A 25,243-nucleotide genomic window follows, 5' to 3' on the forward strand; every position below is an offset into this window, starting at 1 on the left:
CCGGACGGTCCTCCCGCGCCTGGCGAGCGTCCCGGGGCGCCCTGCTATGGGGCGCCCTTCGCGTTGTACGGCCGTCTTCTGGTATGGCGGTCTGCGCCTCCGTCAGTCCAGCGGCCGCACCGCGCTGTGAGCCGCCAGCCCCAGCGCTCCGTGGGCCAGCAGCACCACGCCCGCGACGATCCAGCCGCCGCTGTGGCGCCGCAGCCCCCAGGCCGTGAGGGGGAGACCGGCCACGATCTGGGCCAGGGCGAGGGCGCGGGCCCCGGCGCCGCCGGTCCGGGGCAGCAGGGCGCCGAGGCGGCCGCCCTCGACGGCGTCCAGTTCCGCGCGGAAGGCGTCGCGCCAGCCCGACCACTCGACGAGGCGGATGTGCGGCTGGTCGCGGGCGGCGTCCTGGAGGCGGTCGGCGCTCTCGCCGGGCACGAGGCCGTCGGGCAGGGACACGCCCGCGCGCGTGAGGACGGCGATCAGGCCACGCATGCGTGCCCGGGCGTCGGCCACGGGGTCGGGGCGGGTCAGCTCGTCGAGCGACTGCATGTCCAGGACCGGGTCGAGGCCGAGGCGGGCGGCGAAGGTGCGCATGGCCTCGTCCTCGCCGACCGGGGTGCCGTTGCCGAGCCAGACGTAGCCGACGGGGCGGCGGAAGCCGGCGGCGAGGGTGTATCCGGCGCGGTCGGCGTCCCACCACAGGGCGAGGACGGGCCAGGGCGCGCCGACGGCGAGGGCGGTGGCCCAGCCGGTGAGGACGCGGTCGACGGGTTCGTCGCCGGCCAGCCAGGGCCTGCCCTCGGGGACGAGCACGCTCCACCGGCCGCCGGCCGACGCGAGCAGCATGTCCTCGCGCAGCAGTTTGGCGGCGGGGGCGACGGCCTCGGGCTCGGCGCGGCAGAGCAGCAGGGCGCCCGGGGCGGGGCGGGCCTGGCGAGCGGTCCCGGGCTGCTGCGTCGACATGACAACACGCTAGGCCGTTTTGTCCACCTCAGGTGATTTGTGATCACCAGAACGAGTGCCTTGACTTTCACCGTCCGCGATATATCGTGTTTATTGTAAGACGCGATATGGCGTGTCGTGTTCAGATCCGGCCCGTGCGGCCGTGTCCGGTCGCCCAGGAGGTCCGCACCATGTCCGAGTGGTCCGTCACAGAGCCCGGGAAGCTCACCTTCGAGCAGCCGGTGGGCGAGCTCCATGTGCGCATCGTCAATGGAACTGTGAACGTCGTGGGGACCGACGAAGGTTCCGCCCGCCTGGAGGTCTCCGAGCTCCAGGGCCCGCCCCTCGTGGTGACCCAGCAGGACGACACCCTGACGGTGGCGTACGAGGACCTGCCGTGGAAGGGCTTCCTCAAGTGGCTCGACCGCAAGGGCTGGCGTCGCACCGCGGTGGTCTCCCTGGCGGTGCCGGCCGACACGCGCGTGGAGGTGGGCGTGGTGGGCGCCGGGGCGGTGGTCTCCGGGATCCACGGCACCTCGGTCGTCAAGGGCGTCACCGGCGACACGACACTGGTCGGCCTGTCCGGCCCGGTCCGCGCCGACACCGTCTCCGGGAACCTGGAGGCCCAGGCCGTCACCGGCGACCTGCGCTTCAACTCCGTCTCCGGCGACCTCACGGTCGTCGAGGGCTCCGGCTCCTCCGTGAAGGCCGAGTCCGTCAGCGGATCCATGATCGTCGACCTCGACCCGGACGGCCCGACCGACGTCCGGCTGACCAGCGTCTCCGGCGAGATCGCCATCCGTCTGCCGGCCCCGGCGGACGCGGACGTGGAGGCCAACACCGCGAGCGGCACGATCTCCAACGCCTTCGAGGATCTGCGGGTGCACGGCCAGTGGGGCGCCCACAAGGTCACCGGCAAGCTGGGCGCCGGCACCGGCAAGCTCCGGGCGACGACGGTCTCCGGCTCGATCGCACTGCTGCGCCGCCCGCCCCGGGAGGACGAACCATGGGAGGCGGAGGCACGGGAGAAGCCGGGGCCCACCACGGCCACGGCGACCGACCCGATGGCCGACGCACGGCACGGCTCGGGGGACAATTCCGTCTCCGGCCAGGGCGATGACCCAACCGACGCCCCGGCCGACGGCACGACCGACAAGAAGGTGCTCTGACATGCCTCCCGTCTTCGCCCATGGCCGCCTGCGCCTCTATCTGCTGAAGCTGCTGGACGAGGCCCCGCGCCACGGCTACGAGGTGATCCGCCTCCTCGAGGAACGCTTCCAGGGGCTGTACGCACCGTCGGCCGGCACCGTCTACCCCCGGCTGGCCAAACTGGAGGCCGAGGGCCTGGTCACCCACACCACCGAGGGCGGCCGCAAGGTGTACGCCATCACGGACGCGGGACGCGCGGAACTGGCCGACCGCAGCGGCGAGTTGGCCGACCTGGAGCTGGAGATCCGGGAGTCGGTCGCCGAGCTGGCCGCCGAGATCCGGGCCGATGTGCGCGGTGCGGCGGGCGACCTGCGGCGCGAGATGCGAGCGGCGGCGTCCGAGGCCCGCAAGGGCACCGGCGCCAAGTCGGACGCCCTCTTCGGCGACTTCTCCGACTACACCGACAAGGAGGCGTGGCGCGCCGCCAAGGAGGAGATGCGCCGGGCCAAGCAGGAGTGGAAGGAGCAGGCCCGCCGCGCCAAGGACGAGAGCCGCCGCGCCCGAGAGGAGGCCCAGCGCGCCCGGCGCCAGGCCAAGGAGGCCCAGGACCGCGCCCGCACCCAGGCCCAGGAGGAGGTCCAGCGCATCGCCCGCCGGGTCCAGGAACACGTCCAGGACCACTTCGCACGCGGCGACTGGCCGACGGGTGTACGGGAGGGCCTGACGGAGCTGGCCAAGGAGTTCGGCGACTTCGGCAAGGACTACGGCAAGGAGTTCGGCCGGGACTTCGGCTTCGGCCGCCAGGACACCCCCAAGACACCGCAGCACCAGCCCGACTACCCCGACTACTCGGAGACCCCCGAGGACTTCCCCGCCGCCTACGAACCCTCCTGGGCCCATGAGCCCCCGGGTGACGACCCGGCCCGCGACCTGGACCGGCTGCTCGACCGCTTCCGCGACGACATCCGCGACGCGGCACGGGACCATGGCGTCAGCCCGGACCAACTCCGTGACGCCCGCCGCCACCTGTCCACGGCGGCAGCCCACATCGGAGCACTCCTGCGCACCCCGAAGCCCTGATGCCGCTCGCCCGGGCGGTACGACCACCCCTCCACCGCACCGCCCGGGACCCTCCTCAGCCGGCCTTGGCCTCTCCCCCGCCGTAGAGCACCCGCGTCACGGACTCATGGGTCACCCCGTGATCGGCGAGCACCTCGGCCGCCACTCCGGGACGGCTGGTCAGGGCCAGCAGAATGTGCTCGTCACCGATGGACCGGTCCCGACGGTCGACGGCGACCCGCAGCGCCCGCACCAGCACGTCCTTGGCGTCCCGGCTGAACGAACGATGCCCGGACCACCACCTCTTGTCCTTCCGGTCCCCGGCCATCGCCCCGACGCCGTGCACCTGCTCGACCCGGGCGACGATCTCCGCGACATCGATCCCCAATCCGGCCAGCGCATCGGACTCGGCCTGCGACAACCCGGCCCGCCGCCGGGCCTCACCAAGGGCCCGCCGTACGGACTCCACCCACTCCCCGCCTCCGAGCGAGGCGAGCGCGAACGAGGCCCGGCTTCCCTCCCCGTCGAGCAGCGCGAGCAGCATGTGCTCGACCTCGACGGTCTGCGCCCCACCCCGCTCGGCATGCTCCACCGCACCCGTGACCACGGCCCGGGCTTCCTTCGTGAACCGCTCGAACATCAACGCCTCCCGTACTTCTTGTGCACGGCCTGCCTGCTGACACCGAGTTCCGCGGCGATCTCCTGCCAGGACCACCCCTGATTGCGCGCGCTGCGCACCTGCACGGCCTCCAACTGCTCCAGCAGCCGGCGCAGTGCCGCGACGGCCCGCAGCCCGATCCGGGGATCGCGATCGCCCGCCCGCTCGGCGAGATCTGTAGCCTCGGTCATGATGTCAACCTAGATTGACACCCCGCCTCACGTCAACCCAAATTGACAAACAGAACGGCGGGCCCGAGGCAGAGCCCCGAACCCGCCGCAGCAGGAACCGCCCGTCAGTTGGTGAGCACAACCTTCCCGAACAGCTCACCCGACGCCATCCGCTCGAACCCCTCCCGGGCCCGATCCATGGGAAGCACCTCATCGATCACCGGCCGCACACCACTGGCGGCACAAAAAGCGAGCAGGTCCTCCAGCTCGTCCTTGGTCCCCATGGTCGACCCGACGACCTTCAACTCCAGGAAGAAGATCCTCGTCAGCTCGGCGTGCGAGGGCCGATCCCCACTGGTGGCGCCGGAGATGACCAACGTGCCCCCCGGCTTGAGCGACTTGACGGAATGCGACCAGGTGGCCGCCCCCACCGTCTCGATCACGGCATCGACCCGCTGCGGCAGCCGCGCCCCCGACTCGACGGCCTCCACGGCCCCCAACTCCACCGCCCGCTTGCGCTTGGCCTCATCCCGACTGGTGGCGAAGACCCTCAGCCCTGCCGCCTTCCCGAGCACGATGGCGGCGGTGGCCACCCCGCCCCCGGCCCCCTGCACCAGCACGGAGTCACCGGGCCGCACCCCAGCGTTGGTGAACAGCATCCGATAGGCGGTCAGCCAAGCCGTCGGCAGACAGGCGGCCTCGGCGAAGGACAACTCCTTGGGCTTGGGCAGAACATTCCAGGTCGGCACGGCGACCTGCTCCGCGAACGTGCCCTGATACCGCTCGGTGAGAATGGACCGGGGTTCCCCTGGCCCCACCCCGTGCCCGCTCTGCCCGATCACGGAATGCAGTACGACCTCGTTGCCGTCCTCGTCGACACCGGCGGCGTCACAGCCGAGGATCATCGGCAGCCTGTCCTCCGCGAGGCCCACACCCCGCAGCGACCACAGGTCGTGATGGTTGAGGGAGGCGGCCTTCACACGGACGGCACTCCAGCCGGGACGGACCTCGGGGGCCGGCCGCTCGCCCAACTCCAATCCGGAGAGCGGCTGGTCGCGGTCGATTCGGGCGGCGTAGACAGCGAACATGACCTTGACGATAGGCGCCGCCCTCAGCCGACGGAACCACGACGCCCTGTGAGACACGCCCTCTTGCCAAGCCCCGGCCCACCCGAACGGCCGCACTCCGGGCAAGGAAAATGGCCCCGCCCCCAACCGGGGCGAGGCCACTCACGCCACGTCAGCGGCGGGCAACCCCCTCCGCCCGAGCCGCAGCGGCAACCGCGGCCGTGACCGCCGGCGCCACCCGCTCGTCGAACGGCGACGGAATCACGTAGTCCGCGGCCAGGTCGTCACCCACGACCCCCGCCAGCGCCTCAGCCGCCGCGATCTTCATCCCCTCGGTGATCCGAGAGGCCCGCACCTGCAGCGCCCCGGCGAAGATCCCCGGAAACGCCAGCACGTTGTTGATCTGGTTCGGGAAGTCCGACCGCCCGGTGGCCACCACCGCCGCGTACTTGTGCGCGACCTCCGGGTGCACCTCCGGGTTCGGGTTGGCCATGGCGAACACGAACGCCCCGTCGGCCATCGAGGCGACGGCCTCCTCCGGCACCGTCCCACCGGAAACCCCGATGAACACGTCCGCCCCGGCCAGCGCCGACTCCAGCGACCCGCTGAGCCCCGCCTTGTTCGTGAAGGAGGCCAGCTCCCGCTTCACCGCCGTCAGATCGTCCCGGTCCGCCGACACGACACCCTTGCGGTCGGCCACCGCGACGTCCCCGATCCCGGCCTCGACCAGCATCTTCGCGATGGCGACACCGGCCGCGCCCGCCCCCGAGATCACGGCCCGCAGATCCCCGAGCCCCTTCCCGGTGAGCCGCGCGGCGTTCCGCAGCGCCGCCAGCGTCACGACCGCCGTACCGTGCTGGTCGTCATGGAAGACCGGAATGTCCAGCCGCTCCTGCAGCTTCCGCTCGATCTCGAAGCACCGCGGAGCCGAGATGTCCTCCAGATTCACACCACCGAAGGACGGCGCGAGCCGCACCACGGTCTCGACGATCTCGTCGACACCGGTGCAGTCGAGAGCGATCGGCACCGCGTCGACGCCGCCGAACTGCTTGAACAGGATCGCCTTCCCCTCCATCACCGGAAGGGAGGCCTCGGGCCCGATGTCCCCGAGCCCCAGCACGGCCGTGCCGTCGGTCACGACGGCGACGACGGACGACTTCCACGTGTAGTCGTGCACCAGCTCCGGCTGGTCGGCGATCGCGCTGCACACCTTCGCGACGCCGGGCGTGTACGCCAGGGACAGGTCGTCCTTGTCGCGGACCGGCACGGTGGCCTGCACGGCCATCTTGCCGCCACGGTGCAGCGCGAACGCAGGATCGAAGGAATCGAGGGGCTCGGCCCCGCCGTCCTGATCGGTATTGCTGCCGCTGCGAGGATTGACGATCTCCGCTGCCACTTTGTCTGACCCCTTAAGTGTTCATGGTTTGAGGGTGGGACCACTCCTGGTGAGAAGTGGGCGGGACCGCGTATGCCCTGCTCGTGGATACACACGACGCGCGACGTACGCAGTACACGGAGTACGACGTACCGGGCATACACGACGGGCGCGCCGCACACGCGCCCTGAGCCCCGGATGAGGGGTGTAAAGAACCTTCTTACCGGACGGACCGCGCCGCCGACGAGTCCAATACGTGCAAGATCACACGACGGCAAGGGAAACACCCACACCGAGGGACACGAATCGGACACAACCGTCGGCGGTAAACCCCGCGCTCGACCGCTCCGCATCCCGGGATGTACCGAAGATCTTTCGGTCGGAAGGACAGATTCCCGCAGAAGATGCGGCCAGGATGGACCGACCTGCGACAGTTCGGGGGTAACCCGTTATCCGATTTTGACATGCCGGGCGCCCTGAATGGTTCAGTCCGAATGGCAAGATGCCGTAATCACACGAGGTCGCGGCACTCGAAGGCGTGTGCTCTCGTCGACCTAGGAAACCAAGGCCCCTGCCGAACCCGTCGACAGGCGCCAGCCCCATCGGCAACTCCACCCATCCGCCGGAGGAACCCACCATGACCGCAAGCTCCACCCGTCGCACCACCGCAGCACGCTCCCGGTTCGCAGCGGTCGGCTCGATCGCGGTCGCAGGCGTCCTGATTCTCACCGGCTGCGGTGACCAGACTGACGACAGCGGCAATGAGGGCGCCAAGGAGACGGGGAAGTCCAGCACGGCCCCCCTGTTCGACAAGCTGCCCAAGAAGATCCAGGACGCCGGCGTCATCAAGGCCGGCACGAACGCCGAGTACGCTCCGATGGAGTTCCAGGAGGGCGGCAAGATCGTCGGCGTCGACCCCGACATCGCCGCCGCGCTGGGCGAGAAGCTGGGCGTGGAGTTCCAGTTCACCTCCGGCTCCTTCGACGGCCTGATCACTGCGCTGAACTCCGGCCGCTACGACCTGGCCATGTCCTCCATCACGGACAACAAGCAGCGCCAGGAGGGCCTGGACGACAAGGGCAAGAAGCTCGGTCCGGGCGTCGACTTCGTCGACTACTTCGTCGCCGGCACCGCCGTGTACGTCCAGAAGGGCAACCCGAAGAAGATCAACTCGATCGAGGACCTCTGCGGCCAGACGGCGGCCGTGCAGCGCGGCACGACGTACGAGAAGGCACTGCAGGACCAGTCCAAGGCCTGCACGGACGATGGCAAGAAGAAGATCGAGATTGAGCCGTTCGAGAACGACACCGAGGCCCAGACCCGCGTGAAGGCGGGCGGCGCGGTCGCCGGCGTCAACGACTACCCGGTGGCCGTCGACCTGTCCCGCAAGGCCGACGGCGGCAACGCCTTCGAGGTCGTCGGCGAGCAGGTCGACGCAGGTCCGTTCGGCATAGCGGTGAACAAGGACAACAAGGAGCTCACCGCGGCCCTCGAAGCGGCCGTCAACGCGATCATCGAGGACGGCACGTACAAGAAGATCCTCGAGAAGTGGGGCGCCGAGTCCGGCGCGATCGACAAGGCCGCGATCAACGGCGGCAAGTGACCGTCCCGAGCAACACTGAAGGGCAGTCACTGTGACTGACAAGTTCGACAAGGTGCCGGACGACGCCAATCCGTCGGCCGGCACCGTCTCCCAGACGAGCGGTGACATCCCGCCCGAGGCGATCAAGGCCATTCCGGTACGGCACTACGGCCGCTGGATCAGCGCCGTCGTGGTGCTGGCCCTGCTGGCCCTGCTGATCAACGCGTTCGCCACCGCCAAGAAGATCCAGTGGAACGCCGTCGGCGAGTATGTTTTCGACTCCACGGTCCTGGCGGGCGCCGGCCGCACCCTGCTGATCAGCGTCCTCGCAATGATCATGGGCGTGGTCCTGGGCGTCCTCCTGGCCGTGATGCGGATGTCCAAGAACCCGGTGACCAGCTCGGTCGCCTGGCTCTACATCTGGATCTTCCGCGGCACCCCGGTTTACGTCCAGCTACTGATCTGGTTCAACCTGGCGCTGGTCTTCGAGACCCTGAACCTCGGTCCGATCTACAAGGACGAGATGGTGCAGGTCATGACCCCGTTCATGGCGGCCCTGCTGGGTCTGGGCCTGAACGAGGCGGCGTACATGGCCGAGATCTGCCGTGCCGGTCTGATGGCCGTCGACGAGGGCCAGACCGAGGCCGCGCACGCCCTCGGCATGAGCCACGGCAAGACGCTGCGCCGCATCGTCATCCCGCAGGCGATGCGGGTGATCGTGCCGCCGACCGGCAACGAGTTCATCAACATGCTCAAGACCTCGTCGCTGGTCTACGTCGTGACGTACAACGAACTGCTGCGGGCCACCTCGACGATCGGATCCACGTCGTACGCCGTGATGGAGATGCTGTTCGTGGCCTCCATCTGGTACCTGGTCATGACCAGCGTGTTCAGCGTGTTCCAGTACTACCTGGAGCGCCGCTACGCCCGCGGCTCGACCCGCAGTCTGCCTCCCACGCCATGGCAGAAGGTCAAGGCCAATCTGATGTCGTTCAGCCGCGAAAGGGGTGCGACGGCATGACCGCCATGGTGAAGGCCGAGGGCGTCCACAAATCCTTCGGCGCCGTTCAGGTCCTCAAGGGCATCGACCTGGAGGTGCAGACCGGCGAGGTGTTCTGCCTCATCGGTCCGTCCGGGTCCGGCAAGTCGACGTTCCTCAGGTGCATCAACCACCTGGAGAAGATCAACGCCGGCCGGCTGTACGTCGACGGTGAGCTGGTCGGCTACCGCCAGAAGGGCGACAAGCTGTACGAGCTCAAGGACAGCGAGGTCGCGCAGCAGCGCCGGGACATCGGCATGGTGTTCCAGCGGTTCAACCTGTTCCCGCACATGACGGCGCTGGAGAACGTCATGGAGGCGCCGGTCCAGGTCAAGGGCACGAACAAGGCCCAGGCCAAGGAGCGCGCGAGGGAGCTCCTGGACCGTGTCGGCCTCGCCGACAAGGCCGGGAACTACCCCTCCCAGCTCTCCGGCGGGCAGCAGCAGCGCGTGGCCATCGCACGGGCGCTGGCGATGGACCCGAAGCTGATGCTCTTCGACGAGCCGACCTCCGCCCTCGACCCGGAGTTGGTCGGTGACGTCCTCGACGTCATGCGCGACCTCGCCGAGTCCGGCATGACGATGGTCGTCGTCACCCACGAGATGGGCTTCGCCCGCGAGGTCGGCGACAGCCTGGTCTTCATGGACGGCGGCGTGGTCATCGAGTCGGGCGACCCGCGCGAGGTCCTGACCAACCCGCAGCACGAGCGGACGCAGGCGTTCCTGTCGAAGGTGCTCTGACAGAATGCAGATGAAGGGGCGGCACGGGAGTCCGTACCGCCCCTTCTTTCTGCCGTCGACGCCGTCAACGGCGCAGTGCTTCGACGGGTGGGATCCGGGATGCTCGCCAGGCCGGGTACAGGCCCGCGAGCAGACCGGCGGCCAGGCCGAGTGCCGGGGCCAGCGCGAGAGTGGCGGGATCGACGACGGGCGTCCACTGCCGCGCCGCTGCTACCGAGACCACGACCACGGTGCCGATCGAAGTGCCCACCAGGCCCCCGACGAGGCCGAGTGCCGTTGACTCGGCCAGGAACTGGAGGGTGATGTGCACTCCGCGCGCCCCCAGTGCACGGCGCAGTCCGATCTCCCCGGTGCGTTCCATCACGGCGACGAGGGTGGTGTTGGCGATACCGGCCGCTCCGACGATGAGACACACCCCGGCCAGCAGGAGGAACAGCTGGCTCAGGTCGTCACCGACCGTGCCGCGCAGCGACCGCGGGTCCGGAGGCGGTGTGACCTTGAAGTACTCGGGGCGTTCCGGCCGCAGGGCGACGGCTGCCTCCTGGGCGATCTGACCGGCGGCACCGAGTCGCGTGGTGATGAGCATCCGCGCCCCCTCGTCGTCCAGTGTTCCCCAGGTCCGTTCGGCGACGGAGCGCGGCACCGTGATGGACAGCAGCAGCTCGGGTTTCCGCTCGACGTCCTTGAGAATGCCGATCACGGTGAACGAGGTCCCGCCGATGAACACGGCAGGGTGAGTGCGCAGCGTGGTGATGCCGAGGCGCCTCGCGGTCGCCTCGCCGATCACGGCGACGGCCTGCTGCTGCCTGTCGTGAAAGCTGTCGAATGCCCGCCCCTGGACGAAACGGGCATCCGTTGCCGACCAGATCCCAGGAGAGGCCGCGATCACCTGGGTGCGGGCGTCGATGCTGTTGGCCGTGCCCACCGGGGCGGCTCGCACCGCCTCGTCGGGGCCGAGCCGGACGGTCCAGTACACACCTGCGGCGTTCACGCCGTTAAGCCGTGTGATCCGCGCGTCGGCGTCCTTTGGGAAGGCGGTCTCGGGAGCGGCGGCGTTTCGGGGAGCGACGTCGGTGACAACGACCTCGGTCGCGGTGAGCAGGTTGAACCGCGCGTCGATCTGAGACGCGGCCGTGCCGGTGAGCCCGAGGACCGCGATGAGCGCTCCGACGCCGAGAACGGTACCGAGCGCGGTGAGGGCGGACCGGGCCGGTCGCTGGAGTATGCCGGCCACGGCTTCAGAGAACAGGTCGCGAACCGCCAGGCGGGATCGTCCTGGAGTGGGGCGGCTGCGCTTCGTCACCTGGCCCCCCGGTGGCGCGTGGGGTCCGACAGGACGCCGTCGCGGATGGTGATGGTGCGGTGCCCGTGCTCGGCGACCTGGCCATCGTGGGTGATCACCACGATGGTCATGCCGTCGCGGTGCAGCGTGTCCAGCAGCTCGAGCAGTGACTCGGCGGTGGCGGAGTCGAGATTGCCGGTCGGTTCATCACAGAGCAGCAGTGAGGGCTCGGCCACCAAGGCGCGTGCGACCGCGACTCGTTGGCGTTCGCCGCCCGACATCTGGGTCGGCGGGGCTGCCGCCCGGTGTGAGATACCGACGCGTTCGAGCACTGCCGCGGCACGCATGCGCCGCTGCCGACGGGGGACGGACTGGTAGAGCATGGCTAGCTCGACGTTCTCCTGAGCGCTGCGGTGGGGAAGGAGATGGAAGGCTTGGAAGACGAACCCGATGTGCTCGCCGCGAAGTGCGGCCAGGCGAGAGGCGCTCATGGCTTGCGTGTCGATGCCGTTCAGCAGATAGCGGCCCCGGGTGGGCGTGTCCAGCAGTCCCGCGATGTTCAGCAGGGTGGACTTGCCCGACCCCGACGGCCCCATGACGGTAATGAACTCCCCGCTGCCGATGCGCAGATCGCAGGGGCGCAGGGCGTGGACGGCCGGAGGCCCGGGGTACGTCAGCTCGACGGCCCGGAACTCGATGACCGGCGGGCCCCCGGGAGACCTGGTCACTGTCCCCCCACAGTTGCTCTCGGCTGCACGCCTACGACCACCTGGGCACCGGCCGCAAGCCGTTCGCCCTTCTGCGGAGTCACCTGAACGAAGCCGTCGCCGGACACGCCGATCGTGACAGGAATCCGCCGCTCGGTGCGCCCCTTGCGCTCGGTGACACTGGTCAAGCCGTCGGCGCCAGTGGAGAGAGCGGACGAGGGGACAGCGAGGACCTTTCCCTTCGAGGAGGCTGCCACGACGGTCAACTGCACGTTTTCGCCGTTCAGTTCCGTCGGCAGCGGCCTCGACGGTGTGACCTTGACCGTGTACTTCTCCGTCCCCGACTCCTGGCTGCCGTCCTTTGCGGGGCTGCTGTCCTTGCTCACGGAGGTGACCTTTCCGGTGAACTGGCGCCCCGTCATCTCCGAGTAGATGCGTACTTCCTGGCCAGGACGAATCATTCCCTTCTCCTGCGGAGTCACGGATCCCTCGACGGTCAGCGCGCCGGCCGACAGGGACAGCAGACTCGTTCCGGCCTCGTCGCCGACCTTCGTGCGCACTTCGTCGACGTAGGCGGGGAAGGACCGGACGAAGACCACCTCCGAAAGCGGGAGCGTGGGGACGAGAGGCGGTGGTTCGTTCTCTTTCCGCACCGGCGAGGAAGCTGTTTCGATCGGCTGGGATTCGCCGGTCCCGGGCGCAGCCGCCTCAATGGTCGGCGCTTCGTATCCGATGGAGCGGTAGAAGGAGACCACGGCACTTTGAGTTCCGGGACCGAAAACCCCTGGAGGGTCGTTCCCGCTGGGGTGGCCCACTTCACGCAACGCCGTCTGCAACTGGGCCACGTCGTCCCCGCGCCTTCCCGGAGCGAGGTCGCGGTAGGCGGGAACAGCGCCCTTGAGAACGAACAGGGGACGTCCGGACACCTCCAGAAGCACCTGCCCAGCGGTGATCTTCTGACCCGGGGCCGCATTGACCTTGGTCATCACTGATCGGCCGACGTCCTTGTCCGCTTGCGGACCGGCGGAAATGTCGGCGTGCTGGGATGCGGTGACCTGACCTCGGGTGATCAGGGACTGGGAGATCACCCGATGCTCCACAGACGCAGTGAGTATGTCCGGCGCGGGCGGTGCCGTGTCCGCGGCGACCTGCGCTGGGGACTTGACGACAAGCGCGGCCCCGGCTCCGGCCCCGGTGCACACGAGACATGCGAGGACGAGGAGGCCGAGGCCCCGTCGACGCTGAGCGAGACCACGAGACGCTCCGGAATCCGCCGGCGGTACAGCTCTCTCGACTGCCACCGCACGACGCCGCCCCATCAGGACCTCGCCACGACGTCGGCCGCCTTCTTCATGGCTTCGTCCAGGGACTTTCGTTCCCGGTTCAGTTGCTCGGCCTGGGACTCGATCTTCTCCTGCTGGATGGTGACCTCGGCATCGAACCAGACCTTGGCGACGTTGCCCTTGTCTCGACACGAGATGTCAGCGGTCGCCGTCCTAATTTCGAGCGGAGTGACGTCCCGGGAGCCGAACCGGGGGTCATCGCTCGCGTCCAGCGGCCGCTCGTAGTCGAACCCGCTCTTCTTCATGCAGGCGGACCACGTCTTGAACGCTTCGATGACCTCGGGACTTTGCTGGGACTCCGCGAAGGACTCGTTGCTGATCGTCTGGGCGACCGTGGTGTTGACGGAACCGGCCGAGATCTTCCGGTCAGCCTCGCCCATGCAGCCTCCCTCGGGGACGGGTTTGCCTCCCACCTCCTTGGCTCCGCCCTCAAGAGCCTGCGCCTGAAGTCCGGTGCCCGACGTGCCGTCTACTGCGCCGGCTTGGACAGCCTGGTCGTACTCTTCCTGCTCCGCAGCGGCCGGCTTGTAGCCCCGTTCCTCGGCGAGCGCCATGTCGTGGATTCCGTAGCGCCAGTCCACCAGCGTCTTGGGACCCAGCCGTGGCAGGTCCGGAGCGGGCTGCCATGAGAAGCCGAATCTCTTCATGCAGTCGCCGGCCAGTGTCTTCCGGGCCTGCGAGATCTGCTTTCTCTCGGTGTCCGAGGGCAGATACCCCTCGATGGGAAGGACCCATGTGGCGGGATCAGCCGCGTCGAACGGAACGGACGCGCTCGGCGTGGCGATCGATGGCTCCGTCGCCGTTTTGTCGGCCGAACAGCCGGCGGTCGATATCACCGCTGTCGCAACCACGAGTGATGCAGGGCCGATTCGCTTGATTCTATTCAGCATTCCATGTTCCTGCTGTCAGCAAAGTGGGCGACTGCTGCTGCTCCGCGCGGAACGGCAGCAGTCGCAAGGGCAGCTCAGAGCGTCTGCCAGGCGAACGAGGCGTTTTCGTTCTTCGTGACCGAGAGGTTGTTCTGCGAGCGGGGGCTGGTCCAGTCAGCAGAACCCTTGTAACCACTGTTGTAGTACGTCACGGCGAAGTAGGTCGTGTGCTTGTTCTTCACCGAGGCGGCGTTGTTCTTGATGCCCTGACCATTGCCGTTGCCGCCGTGGCAGAATTTCAGCGGCTGGGTGCCGCCCTGTGGGGCGCCCCCGATGCGCTCATCGGCGAAGTTCCAGACGCTGTAACCGACGTTGCGATAGGCGCCGCCGTAGTTCGAGTTGTAGTAAATGGCGTACTTGAAAAGCGATGCCGACTGGGATTTGTCACAGGCCTCGGGGCTCATCTGATTCTCGAACCCCGTGTTGCCCGAGTCGGCATGGGCAGGGGTGGCCATGCCGAGCCCCAGCGCCACGACTGCTGCCGCTATGGCAGGAATCTTGCTTCTCACCTGTTTTCCCTTCGAAAGACGCGAGTGCGTACGGATGCTGCGGACCGGATGCTCAGGACTGCTGTCGGGCCAACTGCTCAGCGGCCTGGCGACGCTTCCGCTGGAACGGGTCGACGGCGGCCCCGGCTCCCTCACCGGGAGTCGCCACCCATCGGCGGATCTTGTTCGCGACGCGGACCAGCCGCTCGTCACCGGGTGGGACGTCGATGTAGAACAGCGCTTCATCCGGCTTCTTGTCGTCTCCGCCCCATCTCACGACGCCTTCGCAGTCAGCGAGAATGTCCCGGACGATCACCAGCTGGTTCGGGAAGAACCCGCCGTGCTGGCCGGAGGGGTAGAAACCGGGCCGGATCTGAACCGCAGTACCCGAGGCGAGGTTCGACTCCGCGAGACCCTTGCGTACCTTGCTCGGACTCCGCCAGCTCTCCACGTCACCACGGCGGAGTTGGTCGACCTCGTAGTGAAAACGCTGGACCACGTGAACGAGGACGGTTTCCACGTCGCCCATGCGAATCTGAACGCCGTCGAGAGGCGTGCCGAGGACAGGGCGGGTCCAGACCTCTCCCCCGTCGTCGGCGGAGTTCTCCATCTCCCAACCGTTCAGGGACGGTCTACCGGTCGTTACCGGGGCCGAATCCGAGTCGTCGGAGGGGGTCGCATGAGCTGGGGAAGCCGACAGGGGGGTTCCGACGAGCGATGCCAGGGCGGTACCGCCGACCACGGCAGTGGTGCGTGCGAGCAGAACACGGCGCGATATCTCAGCACTCATGTGCGTGACTCCAGGTTGGCTACAGGGCCGAAGAGACGGCCTGGAAGAGGACGTACGGGACGAGGACGAGCGACATGGTCGTCAGCCACGGGGCCAGAGGGCGGTCCCGGTGCAACGGCACGAGGACGTCGGCCACGATCACCAGCAGCAGGACGAGCATCCCGACCACGGTGACGGTCAGCGTGGCCACGCCGACCCGGTCACAATCGGCTCCGCACACTTCGATGATCGTGCTGGACCGGCCGACCACGGATTCGTGGCCGAACCAAGAGCGTTGCGTGAGCCACCACAGGCTGTGCAGGGGCACCATGGCTGGGATCCCGATGAGGAGGTTGACCAGCACCGGCGGCCATGCGGGCTGCGGGCGCTTCATCAAGCGTGCTCGCGCATCGGCGCGTAATACTTCTCGAACACCCGGTACAGGCCCATGCGCTTCTTCCCCTCCGACACGGCGTCCTCCGTGGTGCCCTGATAGCGGATCAGGACTTTTTCGATGTCCGCTTCGGACGAGTCGATGCTGGGACCGTCCACGCCGATGAGGGAGGCGTGGTACATGTGCACGAACGGCACGGTGGCAGCGGTGAACGAGCTGTTCGTCCGCAGCTTCTGCCAGACCGAGAACAGGTCGGCATCGTCGTTGGCGTCACGCCGGGATGTGGCGGGCAGCAGTCCGCGGTCGACCGCCAGATTCCGTGCGTTGATCGCTGTGGTGCCGAAGATTTGCGCCAGGCCCGTTGAGGAGTCACGCTTCGACTGACCCAACAGATCGATAAGGAACTCCAGGTCGGCCGGCAGTGTCCCGCTGTGGTACATGTACACCGTGGCGTCGGAGATCCGGTCGTCGATGCTGGGGACCTTGCTGATGTTGTAGTGGCGCATCTCCCAGAGCACTGGGAGCTGGATCAGCGCCTTGCGCATCTTGTACCGGCGAGCTAGGTCGGTGAACACGTTGTCCCAGCTCAGGACGAAGTCGATGGCTTCGGTCGTGGTGTACTTGGTGTACCAGTTCGACTCGGGCACACCGACCGCGTCCGAAGACATGTACGCCCGGATGTCGTTGCGCAGGCCCTCCCAGAAGGTGTTGTTGAACTCGACATCGAGCCCTGAGCCAGTGGAGGGTGACGGGGTGAAGGAGTTCTGGCCGGTGTCCCGCCCGGAGGCAATGTTGACGTCGATCTCGATCCTGCCGTCGCCGGAGCCGACCCATTTGGTGACGATCTGGTCGTAGGCCCAGTTGTTCGGCATGGAGTAGCCGAAGTTGCCGGAGAAGGCATAGGACATGTCGGAAACGAAGCTCGCGTCGGCCAACTTGCGTTCGGATACTCGGGAGCACACGTTCCTCGGCCCGTAGATACCGACCTTATAGTTGCCGCCCGTGGACTCGATGCCGTCGTTGATGCCCTGGAAATGCGGGATGATGTGGGTCGTGACCTCGTCGTCGACAGCGTCGTAGTCGACGGCGAAGTAGATGCGGGTACCGGGTTTGAAACCGTGCCGTTCCGCATGCATGACGGCGTTGACGGCGTCGGCGGTTCCCTGTTCGGGACCGAACGAGTCCTTGCCCCGCCCGTAGGTCTGGTAGATCGGGAAGCAGCGGAGTCCGCTGTCGGCGATCGTCTTCAGCTCGCCGGGCTGGATCTCCTTTTCCTTCGTGTCGCCGCTCGGCGTCGGGTCGGGGTTGTACAGGTAGCGGCCCACGTATTTGATGCCCTCCGCCTTCAGGGCCGCCGCCCGCGCCGGAGTGATCTTGGTGACGCAGTCGCATGCCTCGCCCTTGCGGGACTGGTCGCCGTGCGAGACAAGCAGCGATGCCCACGTGGAGAAGTCCCCGAGGCCGGTGACGGGGAGCTTCACGAACGCCTGAAACTTGCGGACCTCGTCGGACAGCCCCGCGGTGAAGGTCCTGTCGAAGGAGACGCCATACCAGTTGTTGAAGATCATGGCGGCGGAGAACAGCTGGACCCAGGTTCCGTTGGAACCGACGGACAGCGTCTGGTTCTTCAGGCCGGCCTGGGTACCGGGGCCGAAGTTGCCGTTGGCGGTGCCGTCGGCCATGCCAATCTCGTACTGGACGGCGTAGATCATGGCCTTGGCGACGTCACGGGAGTGGTGGCCGTCGCACGGGACGATGAAAAAGTCTTGACGGTTGACGTACCGCCCGTTGAGCACTGCTGGATGGACCGGATGGTATCGGAGCCGTTGTTGACTGTGATGTAGGCGTCCATGTTCAGCAGGCCCTTGAAGACCTTCGGCGTGAGGTCACTGCCTGGATAGGTCCTGTCGACGCCCATGTTCGCCTTGAGCTGGGCGATCGAGGAGTCAACGCGGTCGCTGTATTTGCCGTCGATGCCTCCGCCGTCATAACCCTTGCAGTACAGGGCCGACTGGATGATGCGTATGAAATCCGCGGACGGCGCGGTGGACGCGTTGATTTTGGGGTGCTTCGACTGCAGCGTGGACAGTGTCGTGGGGCCGAAGCTGTTCGACAGGGAGCTGATCCCGAGTTCCCACTGCAGGGCTCGGGTGAGGGCATACATGACCGGCCAGCCGGTTCTGCCGTTCTCCTTGACCGTCATGCCGATACGACTGCCGTACACCTTGTTGACGAACTTCTGCGCCTGCAGAACCATCTCGTCGGCCATTGTGGGGGCTTCTCCTTGAGTGCTCGCGAACCGAAAGCGTCAGGACGCCAGGTGGCACAGCGCCTCGGTACGCGAGGCACGCCTGGGGCCAGGGGCGAACAGGACGGCGGAGCGAAGCACGCAGGCAAGTCGCGGCCTGTACGAGCAGCCGGCATCCCGGCATGACGAAATCCCTCCCCCGTAGCGACGGTTACCCCCCGGTCGCTGACTGAAGTGCGCCCTATGGCGGAGTGGTCAAGACCCGCCGGACACGCCCGCCAACGTAGCCACAGGTCAGTGGCGACTCAAGCGACTACTACGGCCCCTGCCGTGGTTGGCGCGAAATACTCACCTGCCTGACGGCGCGCCGAAGTGCGCAGATCCCGTGCACAGTACGCGAGTTACCTGAGCGTTCTGCGTGAAGCTGAGGGGCTGTGGAGGAGCATGCACCGACCACGGATGGCTGGAAAACGCCCCTCGAGTCGTGAGAGGCTGCCAACCATGTCGGTGATCATGGAGTTCCGCCACCCCAGCGGTCACGCTTTTCCATTGGGGCGGAGGCCTCATGCGTGCGATGGCTTACGTGAGCTCCCCTGGGGGAGGTCTTGATCAATCGGAATGTCGAGCACGGGCAAGTCGACGACACTCCGTCTCTTGCGCTTACCGAGGGCACAGGACGGTGGACCTCGATACCGACGCCCGGGCCAATGGGGCACACTGCTGAACGGTTCCACCGACTGGACATGGCGTGAGCACGTAATCGCGCGGCCTTCTGTTTCCTTCGGCGGTGTCCCGCGTCGGCTGCTGCCAGATAACCTGAAGGCCGGGGTCGACAAGCCCGACCTCCGCGCCCCAATAGCCAACAAGGCTTGCGCCAAACTCGCGACAATCCGGCCCTCGTAGGAACCCCAAGCTGATCCTCTTCGACGAGCCGACCTCGGCTCTCGACCCGGAGCTGGTCGGTGACGTCCTCGACGTCATGCGCGACCTCGCCGAGTCCGGCATGACGATGGTCGTCGTCACCCACGAGATGGGCTTCGCCCGCGAGGTCGGCGACAGCCTGGTCTTCATGGACGGCGGCGTGGTCATCGAGTCGGGCGACCCGCGCGAGGTCCTGACCAACCCGCAGCACGAGCGGACGCAGGCGTTCCTGTCCAAGGTGCTCTGACGGTACGACGGCGAAGGGGCGGTACGAGGATCCTCGTAAAGCCCCTTTCCCGTAGGCGCCCTACGGCAGCGGCTCCGTGTCGCCGTACCGTCTGCGTACCCCGTACGGCCCCCGTCGAGCCGTTACTTCACCGCGAACACCAGCGCGTCCGACGGCGAGCACCACACCGGGCGGGCCTCGCCGAAGCCCTTCTCGCGCAGTACGCTCGCGTGCCACTGGGCGGACGGCATGTCGCCGTCGGCGTGCTCGCCGTAGATCTCGAAGCGGCCGGCCGTCGGCCCGGCCAGCACCGGGTCCTTGGCGGCGAGCTGCCACCACTCGGACCAGTCGAGGGCGCCGCCCGCCTTGGCCTGATCCATGCGGGCGTGGCGCTGGGCGCGCTCGGCGGCGTTGATCCGGGGCGTGGACTCGTCGATCATGTGGTCCGCGTTGAGGAAGACACCACCGTCGCGGACCAGCTCCGCGACCTGACCGTAGAGGGCCGCGAGGGGTTGTGAACAGGTGGCGATCGACGGCACTTGAGCGTGTTCTGGCACTCATGAGTGAGTCCCCGGGCAGTGGCAGGCACACGTTCCTGGACGGGAACTGGAGTTCTTGCATCGAATGCGTGACCTTCGCCAGTGTTGGTCGTTGGGCGTGGTGACGGTTATCTGCGGCACCGGGGTGGGGGCGAAAGAGGTGGGCGGACTGCGTGAGATGGTGGCGCCGTTCGTCGTGCCCAGCCCCTCGGGGGTTGCGATCCGTACCCGCCTCAAGAGCCTGACCGCCGGGGACGAGAAGGTGCTGAGCTTGGTCGGCGACCTGCTCGGTTCGCTCGCCTCCCGTGATCTGAAGGCGCGGTGTTCGGCAGGGCTGGAGCACGACCGTGAACGGTGGGCGCAGCGCAAGCGTGCCCTGACCGAAGAGTCTTCCTCCCGCTGGGCAGGCAGCATCACGAAAGCCACCCACGACCAGTGGGCACTCGCCCGGCGTGGCCAGCTCGCGCATATCCAGAGCCTTCAAGCCGGGATCGAGACGATCGAGTACCGGCTGTCCGTGCCTGTGGGTGAGAAAGGCACTAAGCAGGCGCCGGGCGGCTACCGCAGCGAGCGGGAGTGGCATGCGAAGAGGCGCCGCCTGTGTGTGCTCGAAGACCGGCTTCAGGCGGTGCGGGCGGACCGGGAGGCCGGCGTCGTGCGCGTGGTGCGCGGCGGGAAACGGCTGCTGAACACCCGCCACCACCTTGAGGAAGCACAGCTCACCGAGGAGCAGTGGCGCGCCCAGTGGCAGGCCGGGCGCCGGTTCCTCGCCGCGGACGGTGAGTCCGGTAAGAGATTCGGCAACGAGACCATCCGCGTCACGCCCGGCGGCGAGGTCTCGGTCAGACTCCCGGCGCCGTTGGCGCACCTGGCGAACGCGCCGCACGGCCGGTATGTCCTCACCGGCCGCGTGTCGTTCGCGCACCGGGGTGAGCAGTGGGCCGACCGCGTGGCGGCCAACCGGGCCGTGGCCTACCGCATCCACGAAGACACCGTCCGGGGGCGCTGGTATCTGACCGCGTCATGGACGATCCCCACGGTCCAGACGGTGCCGTTGGATGCTGCCCGCGCCGGTGGCCTGATCGGGGTGGACACCAACGCCGACCACCTGGCTGCCTGGCGCCTCGACGCACACGGTAACCCGTGCGGCGAACCCCGCAGGTTCTTCTTCGAGCTCGACGGCCCCGCCCCCCACCGAGATGCCCAGGTGCGACACGCCTTGATCCGCCTGCTGCACTGGGCCGCCCGGCACGGACTGCACATCGCGATCGAAGACCTCGACTTCGCCACGGAGAAGACCCGCGAGAAGCACGGCAGACGAAAGCGGTTCCGCAAGCTCATCAGCGCAATGCCCGTCTCCAAGCTGCGGGCGCGGCTGCTCAGCATGGCTGCTGAGCTGGGGATCACCATCGTCGCGGTCGATCCCGCCTACACCTCCAAATGGGGCGCGCAGCACTGGCAGAAGCCCCTCACCAGCACCAAGCGGGCCACCACGCGGCACGACGCCGCGAGCGTAGCTATCGGAAGGCGCGCCCTCGGGCACCGTATCCGGCGACGGACGGCACCGCCCCACACCCACCAGAGCGATAGGTGTGGGCATCGGACCGCCCAGGCCCGACACGGCGCCCGAGGGCGTGAGGAACGCCGCCCCCGCATCCCCGGACCACGGACACGATCCGATGGCGCTGGGTGTGGAGTGAAAGCGGCCGACCAGTGTGCCCAACACCGTTCGGGGCACGCGGCTGAGTATGGGTTCTGGCAACAGGACTCACTCCCACTCAGTCTTTAGGAACGGTTCACGGTGCAGCCAGTGCAGGGCGGTGGCGGTCAGGACGGCGTCGTAGGAGTCGTACGGCAGCTTCGCCGGCCAGTCGGGGTCCTTGAGGTCTCCCGTGACCAAGGTGACCCGCGCGTCGTCCGCGAAGGAGCCCTCGGCGATGGCGAGGAGCGCCGGGCCGTGATGCTTCCCGTGCCGCAGGCGAGGTCGAGGACGCGCGGGGTGGGGCCGACGAGGGCCTCGACCATGTCGAGCATGATCCGGAAGCGCTCCTCGCGGTCGGGCATGTACCACTCCTGCTGCCGGTCCCAGCTCTTCTGCCAGGCGGCCCAGTCGGCACTGGTCGTGGTGGTGGATGCGTCCGTCATCGAGCCCTCCATTGCGCACGTCACGTAATACCCTGGAAGCACGATCAGCTCTTACTCGACCGCATCACGACGATAGAACGCCTCCGTAAGGACTACAAGTGGAACTGGCCTATTACTCGGACTATGCCGTACGACTCGTCAACAGCGAGGACCCGGCCCGGGGCAAGGACTCGCTGACCTCGGTCGAGGCCGTTCGTGACCTGTTCGGCGTCAGCCAGGAGGCGGCCCGCCGCGCCACCGACGCCGACGTCACCCGCTTCCGCTCGGTCCGTGCGCGACTGAGGGCGGTCTTCGAGGCGGCGGACCAGGGCGACGAGACGCTGGCGGTGAACCTCCTGAACTCGCTGCTCCTGGAGTTCCCGGTGAGCCCGCAGATCTCCGGCCACGACTTCCGGGACGAGGACGGCCGCCCCCTGTGGCACCTGCACCTGGCGGACCACCCGTCGAACGCGACCGCGGGCTACGCCGCCATCGCCGCGATGGGCCTGGCGTTCCACCTCACCGAGTACGGCGTGGACCGCCTGGGCCTGTGCGAGGCGGCCCCGTGCCGCAACGCCTACCTGGACACCTCCACCAACCGCTCCCGGCGCTACTGCTCGGACCGCTGTGCGACCCGCGCGAACGTGGCCGCCTACCGGGCCCGCAAGCGCCTGGAGGCCGACCGGTCGGCCGGCACGATCCGCAGGGCCGACAGCGCCCAGCGCGCCAGCGCGAACGGTGAGCGCTGATCCGGCTTGCGCGGCCGGTAGCGCAGCCGGACCTTGCCCAGGATCAGCTCATCCGGCACCACCCCGTAATCGGTGCTGTCGCCACCGGCGTAGGCGTTGTCCCCGAGCACCCACCACCCGCCCTCACGCCGCTCGGCCGCGCGCTTGACGACCAGCAGGTCCTGCTGGAACGGATGCCGCAGCACGACCACGTCCCCGGGCCGGATCCGGCCCCGGTGCCACACCACGAGCAGATCGCCGTGATACAGCGTGGGCACCATCGACGGGCCGGTCACCTCGGCCCACCCGAAGGGCCGGTCCGTCCGCCCGCGCTCGGTCTCCTGCGACAACTCCGGCATCCCCGGCACCTCCCCGGTAGGGTCCTCCACCAGTCTCAGTCTCACCCCGGACTTTTGTCCTAAGCCCATGGGGGCACTCGCGAAAACCCGTCTTGCAGGGAGTAATGTCCCACCTGAGAAGACGATCACGAGGAAGGAATGCTCCATGCTTTCCCGCCTGTTTGCCCCCAAGGTCAAGGTCAGCGCACACTGCGACCTGCCCTGCGGTGTGTACGACCCGGCCCAGGCCCGCATCGAGGCGGAGTCGGTGAAGGCCATCCAGGAAAAGATGGCCGCCAACGACGACCCGCACTTCCAGGCGCGTGCCACCGTCATCAAGGAACAGCGTGCCGAGCTCGCGAAGCACCACGTCTCGGTGCTCTGGAGCGACTACTTCAAGCCCCCGCACTTCGAGAAGTACCCGGAACTGCACCAGCTCGTCAACGACGCCCTGAAGGCCCTCTCGGCCGCCAAGGGCTCCACCGACCCGGCGACCGGCCAGAAGGCCCTCGACTACATCGCCCAGATCGACAAGATCTTCTGGGAGACGAAGAAGGCTTGATCTTGGATCATGCCGTTTGACCTGCGATTTCCTTGGTCGCTTGGTCTTCCGGTCCGCACCCGGTCCGCAGGCCGCCGAGCACGGCGTCCATGACGGTCCGGGTGCGGTCTTCTTCGCCCGGCCACAGGTGGGCGTAGATCCGCAGTGTGATGACCGCGGAGGCGTAGAAGTGGCGCAGGTCGTGGGTCACCATGTGCGGCAGCTCGACGGGCTTGCGGCCCTCGCGCTCGGCCGCCTCCATCGTGAACAGCCACTCCTTGGAGGGGCGTGTCCGGAGGTGCGTGAGGAGGGTGTCCGTGACGACCTCGCCGACGGGGACCGTGCCCGCGCCACCAACGGTGGGCATCGGGCCGAACTGCGAGCCACCACAAGGGCGTTCAATCGCGCCCACCGCTCGGCGATCCGGGCGGACCGGCCATCGCCCTGATCTTCGCCGCGCTCCACCTGGCGCGCGCCGCCGCCAAGTGGCATGAGCAGCGCGGTCACGAGCAGTAGGTGGCAGCAGCCGAAGAAGCCTTCCGCCAGCTGCAGACCGGTTACCAGCAGGCCGCCCGGCCAGTCTTGGCGGATCTCGCCCGTCGCGCACCGCGCGCCACAACAGCCAACCGCTTCGAGCAGGACCTACGCGCAGTCCTCCCCGACCACGCCGACCGCGTCCTCTCCGATCCCGCATGGCCAGCCCTGACCACGACCGTCGCCCACGCCGAGACCGTCGGCCACACCCCCCGGCGCCTCCTGTCCGAGGTCGGCACCCGACAGGAACTCGACAGTGCCGAGCATCCCGCCGAAGTCCTCAACTGGCGCATCACCGCTCAACCGAACAGGCGCGCACAGGCAGCACGCAGGCAAAGCACCATCAGCGGCACGGCGTCCACATCCGCCGCTCCACGTCCTCCGGCCACACCAGCGAACATGACGCCCGAAGAACGTGGTCGGCACCGCTGAACCCGGTCGGATGCCCTCGCCATACGGCGCGGCGGGGGCATCGACTGTTCTGCCACGGCTTCGCGTCAGGCTGCTTCGGTTCCGCTCGGAGCAGCGGGTGCACCAGGCCGCACGGCGAGCAGCCACTCGGCCCACACTCGGGCTTCGGCCACGTGTTCAGCCTGCAGCCCGGCACGGGGATAAGGCTGAACCAGCAGGCTCGCCGCGCCACGGGCGGTGCGCTCCGCGGCCCAGGAGTGGTCGAGGTCAGTGAAATCGTCCACCACAGCAGGCGTAGAGCTATGCCGCTCTTGTACGACCACGAGGCCACGGCACGCATGCTGCAGGCCCGCACCGGCAGCTCCCTGGTCGGGGTCGAGGACGTGGACGTCGTACGGCAGATCACCGCAGCCTTCAGTGCGGCCGACGAACGCCTCGGCGGCGGCCATGGCCTGACAACCTTACGGCAAGCGGCCTTCGGTGCCGTCGCCGAACTCGCATACCTCGCTGGGTGGAAGCGCCACGACCTCGGCCAAGAAGGCGCCGCCCAGCGCTACTACCAAGTCGGCTACCAACTCGCCTGCGAAGCCGACCCGCGCGGTCACGCCGCCTGGATGATGCGCGCCCTCGCCCACCAAGCCCTCAGCCTCAAGCAACCCCACCACTGCGTCGACCTCGCCGAAGGAGCCCTCACCCGCGCCCTGCTCGCCGCCGAAGACGCCCTGCTGCGCGACGACGGCCCCCAGCCCAGCTACTCCCGCGTCAGCGGCCCGGCAGCCGGCACCGTCGCCAGCCACACCGCCCGTACCCTGACCGACCTCGCCGACCACGTCGGTACCGAGCGGCAACACCGTGATGCCTTGGTGCGCTGGGACCCTAAGACGTCGTCTCATTTGGATCATTGAGTAGTCTGCACCATGTGGTGATAGTCGAGCGCATGGTGCCGGACGAG

General features: G+C 68.0%; 21 protein-coding genes and 7 pseudogenes. 11 read left to right on the forward strand and 17 right to left on the reverse strand.

Annotation, left to right across the window (positions count from 1 at the left end; translation table 11 throughout):
- Positions 1-102 precede the first annotated feature (102 nt).
- Positions 103-951 (reverse strand): hypothetical protein, encoded by an 849-nt coding sequence (locus tag ACP4J3_RS29390; protein ID WP_426539076.1) that lies wholly within the window; start codon positions 949-951, stop codon positions 103-105.
- A 170-nt stretch (positions 952-1,121) separates the two neighbouring features.
- Between ACP4J3_RS29390 and ACP4J3_RS29395 the strand changes: the two genes are divergently transcribed.
- Both ACP4J3_RS29395 and ACP4J3_RS29400 read left to right on the forward strand, forming a co-directional pair.
- Entirely contained in the window at positions 1,122-2,099 is a 978-nt protein-coding gene (locus ACP4J3_RS29395) for a DUF4097 family beta strand repeat-containing protein (RefSeq protein WP_426539077.1), read from the forward strand.
- 1 nt (position 2,100) lies between these two features.
- Positions 2,101-3,159 carry a helix-turn-helix transcriptional regulator gene (locus ACP4J3_RS29400; RefSeq protein ID WP_426539078.1) on the forward strand — a complete coding sequence of 353 codons (1,059 nt, stop codon included), beginning with the start codon at positions 2,101-2,103 and terminating at the stop codon, positions 3,157-3,159.
- Between the two features lie 55 nt (positions 3,160-3,214).
- On the opposite strand, the gene ACP4J3_RS29405 is transcribed toward ACP4J3_RS29400, so the two are convergent.
- The 4 genes from ACP4J3_RS29405 to ACP4J3_RS29420 form a co-directional block, all read right to left on the reverse strand.
- On the reverse strand, positions 3,215-3,778 hold the full coding sequence (locus ACP4J3_RS29405; protein WP_426539079.1) for a Clp protease N-terminal domain-containing protein: 564 nt from the start codon (positions 3,776-3,778) through the stop codon (positions 3,215-3,217).
- Positions 3,778-3,987 carry a helix-turn-helix domain-containing protein gene (locus tag ACP4J3_RS29410; RefSeq protein WP_030952466.1) on the reverse strand — a complete coding sequence of 70 codons (210 nt, stop codon included), beginning with the start codon at positions 3,985-3,987 and terminating at the stop codon, positions 3,778-3,780. The genes ACP4J3_RS29405 and ACP4J3_RS29410 overlap by 1 nt, the downstream gene beginning before the upstream one ends.
- 104 nt (positions 3,988-4,091) lie before the next feature.
- On the reverse strand, positions 4,092-5,054 hold the full coding sequence (locus ACP4J3_RS29415; RefSeq protein WP_426539080.1) for a zinc-binding dehydrogenase: 963 nt from the start codon (positions 5,052-5,054) through the stop codon (positions 4,092-4,094).
- 151 nt (positions 5,055-5,205) lie between these two features.
- Positions 5,206-6,429 carry an NAD(P)-dependent malic enzyme gene (locus ACP4J3_RS29420; RefSeq protein ID WP_426539081.1) on the reverse strand — a complete coding sequence of 408 codons (1,224 nt, stop codon included), beginning with the start codon at positions 6,427-6,429 and terminating at the stop codon, positions 5,206-5,208.
- 616 nt (positions 6,430-7,045) lie between these two features.
- On the opposite strand from ACP4J3_RS29420, the gene ACP4J3_RS29425 reads away from it, so the two are divergent.
- From ACP4J3_RS29425 to ACP4J3_RS29435, 3 genes are read left to right on the forward strand one after another with little or no spacing between them, the layout of a single operon-like run.
- Entirely contained in the window at positions 7,046-8,011 is a 966-nt protein-coding gene (locus tag ACP4J3_RS29425) for an ABC transporter substrate-binding protein (RefSeq protein WP_426539082.1), read from the forward strand.
- Positions 8,012-8,042: 31 nt separating this feature from the next.
- Positions 8,043-9,011, forward strand: a complete 969-nt coding sequence (locus tag ACP4J3_RS29430; RefSeq protein WP_426539083.1) for an amino acid ABC transporter permease — start codon at positions 8,043-8,045, stop codon at positions 9,009-9,011.
- On the forward strand, positions 9,008-9,769 hold the full coding sequence (locus tag ACP4J3_RS29435; protein WP_426539084.1) for an amino acid ABC transporter ATP-binding protein: 762 nt from the start codon (positions 9,008-9,010) through the stop codon (positions 9,767-9,769). The genes ACP4J3_RS29430 and ACP4J3_RS29435 overlap by 4 nt, the downstream gene beginning before the upstream one ends.
- 64 nt (positions 9,770-9,833) lie before the next feature.
- Here the strand turns inward: ACP4J3_RS29435 and ACP4J3_RS29440 are convergent, their stop codons facing one another.
- From ACP4J3_RS29440 to ACP4J3_RS29475, 8 genes and pseudogenes are all read right to left on the reverse strand, one after another.
- Complete coding sequence (locus ACP4J3_RS29440) at positions 9,834-11,072, reverse strand: ABC transporter permease (protein ID WP_426539085.1); 1,239 nt, start codon at positions 11,070-11,072, stop codon at positions 9,834-9,836.
- Positions 11,069-11,779, reverse strand: a complete 711-nt coding sequence (locus ACP4J3_RS29445) for an ABC transporter ATP-binding protein (RefSeq protein WP_426539086.1) — start codon at positions 11,777-11,779, stop codon at positions 11,069-11,071. The genes ACP4J3_RS29440 and ACP4J3_RS29445 overlap by 4 nt, the downstream gene beginning before the upstream one ends.
- Positions 11,776-12,846, reverse strand: a complete 1,071-nt coding sequence (locus tag ACP4J3_RS29450; RefSeq protein ID WP_426539087.1) for an HlyD family efflux transporter periplasmic adaptor subunit — start codon at positions 12,844-12,846, stop codon at positions 11,776-11,778. Before ACP4J3_RS29450 ends, ACP4J3_RS29445 begins: the two co-directional genes overlap by 4 nt.
- A 230-nt stretch (positions 12,847-13,076) precedes the next feature.
- Positions 13,077-13,991, reverse strand: coding sequence for a hypothetical protein (locus ACP4J3_RS29455; RefSeq protein ID WP_426539088.1), 915 nt, complete (start codon positions 13,989-13,991; stop codon positions 13,077-13,079).
- Between the two features lie 74 nt (positions 13,992-14,065).
- Positions 14,066-14,539, reverse strand: coding sequence for a hypothetical protein (locus ACP4J3_RS29460; RefSeq protein WP_426539089.1), 474 nt, complete (start codon positions 14,537-14,539; stop codon positions 14,066-14,068).
- Positions 14,540-14,591: 52 nt separating this feature from the next.
- A complete protein-coding gene (locus ACP4J3_RS29465; RefSeq protein ID WP_426539090.1) occupies positions 14,592-15,308 on the reverse strand; it encodes a hypothetical protein in 717 nt (238 codons plus the stop codon).
- A gap of 19 nt (positions 15,309-15,327) precedes the next feature.
- Positions 15,328-15,681 carry a hypothetical protein gene (locus tag ACP4J3_RS29470; RefSeq protein ID WP_426539091.1) on the reverse strand — a complete coding sequence of 118 codons (354 nt, stop codon included), beginning with the start codon at positions 15,679-15,681 and terminating at the stop codon, positions 15,328-15,330.
- Positions 15,681-17,950 (reverse strand): annotated as a pseudogene (locus ACP4J3_RS29475) (glycoside hydrolase domain-containing protein). Before ACP4J3_RS29475 ends, ACP4J3_RS29470 begins: the two are co-directional and overlap by 1 nt.
- Before the next feature lie 883 nt (positions 17,951-18,833).
- Here ACP4J3_RS29475 and ACP4J3_RS29480 point away from each other — a divergent pair.
- A pseudogene (locus ACP4J3_RS29480) lies at positions 18,834-19,097 on the forward strand (ectoine/hydroxyectoine ABC transporter ATP-binding protein EhuA); the annotation flags it as partial.
- A gap of 122 nt (positions 19,098-19,219) precedes the next feature.
- Here ACP4J3_RS29480 and ACP4J3_RS29485 read toward each other — a convergent pair.
- A pseudogene (locus ACP4J3_RS29485) lies at positions 19,220-19,594 on the reverse strand (SAM-dependent methyltransferase); the annotation flags it as partial.
- 181 nt (positions 19,595-19,775) lie between these two features.
- Between ACP4J3_RS29485 and ACP4J3_RS29490 the strand changes: the two are divergent.
- Positions 19,776-21,404 (forward strand): IS200/IS605 family accessory protein TnpB-related protein, encoded by a 1,629-nt coding sequence (locus ACP4J3_RS29490; protein WP_426539097.1) that lies wholly within the window; start codon positions 19,776-19,778, stop codon positions 21,402-21,404.
- A gap of 3 nt (positions 21,405-21,407) precedes the next feature.
- Here the strand turns inward: ACP4J3_RS29490 and ACP4J3_RS29495 are convergent.
- A pseudogene (locus tag ACP4J3_RS29495) lies at positions 21,408-21,760 on the reverse strand (class I SAM-dependent methyltransferase); the annotation flags it as partial.
- A 98-nt stretch (positions 21,761-21,858) separates the two neighbouring features.
- Between ACP4J3_RS29495 and ACP4J3_RS29500 the strand changes: the two are divergent.
- Positions 21,859-22,488 carry a CGNR zinc finger domain-containing protein gene (locus ACP4J3_RS29500; protein WP_426539092.1) on the forward strand — a complete coding sequence of 210 codons (630 nt, stop codon included), beginning with the start codon at positions 21,859-21,861 and terminating at the stop codon, positions 22,486-22,488.
- On the opposite strand, the gene sodX is transcribed toward ACP4J3_RS29500, so the two are convergent.
- The gene (gene sodX / locus ACP4J3_RS29505; RefSeq protein ID WP_426539098.1) at positions 22,392-22,826 is read right to left on the reverse strand and encodes a nickel-type superoxide dismutase maturation protease; all 435 of its coding nucleotides are present in this window, start codon (positions 22,824-22,826) and stop codon (positions 22,392-22,394) included. The genes ACP4J3_RS29500 and sodX overlap by 97 nt on opposite strands.
- A gap of 145 nt (positions 22,827-22,971) precedes the next feature.
- Here sodX and sodN point away from each other — a divergent pair, with 145 nt between their 5' ends.
- The gene (sodN, locus tag ACP4J3_RS29510; protein WP_426539093.1) at positions 22,972-23,367 is read left to right on the forward strand and encodes a superoxide dismutase, Ni; all 396 of its coding nucleotides are present in this window, start codon (positions 22,972-22,974) and stop codon (positions 23,365-23,367) included.
- A 7-nt stretch (positions 23,368-23,374) separates the two neighbouring features.
- Here sodN and ACP4J3_RS29515 read toward each other — a convergent pair.
- Positions 23,375-23,725: pseudogene (locus tag ACP4J3_RS29515) on the reverse strand (tyrosine-type recombinase/integrase); the annotation flags it as partial.
- Between ACP4J3_RS29515 and ACP4J3_RS29520 the strand changes: the two are divergent.
- A pseudogene (locus tag ACP4J3_RS29520) lies at positions 23,690-24,312 on the forward strand (relaxase/mobilization nuclease domain-containing protein); the annotation flags it as partial. The pseudogenes ACP4J3_RS29515 and ACP4J3_RS29520 overlap by 36 nt on opposite strands.
- Positions 24,313-24,558: 246 nt before the next feature.
- Positions 24,559-25,172: pseudogene (locus ACP4J3_RS29525) on the forward strand (tetratricopeptide repeat protein); the annotation flags it as partial.
- Positions 25,173-25,243: the final 71 nt, after the last annotated feature.

This window comes from Streptomyces sp. UG1, assembly GCF_049974585.1.
Classification (GTDB): Bacteria; Actinomycetota; Actinomycetes; order Streptomycetales; family Streptomycetaceae; genus Streptomyces.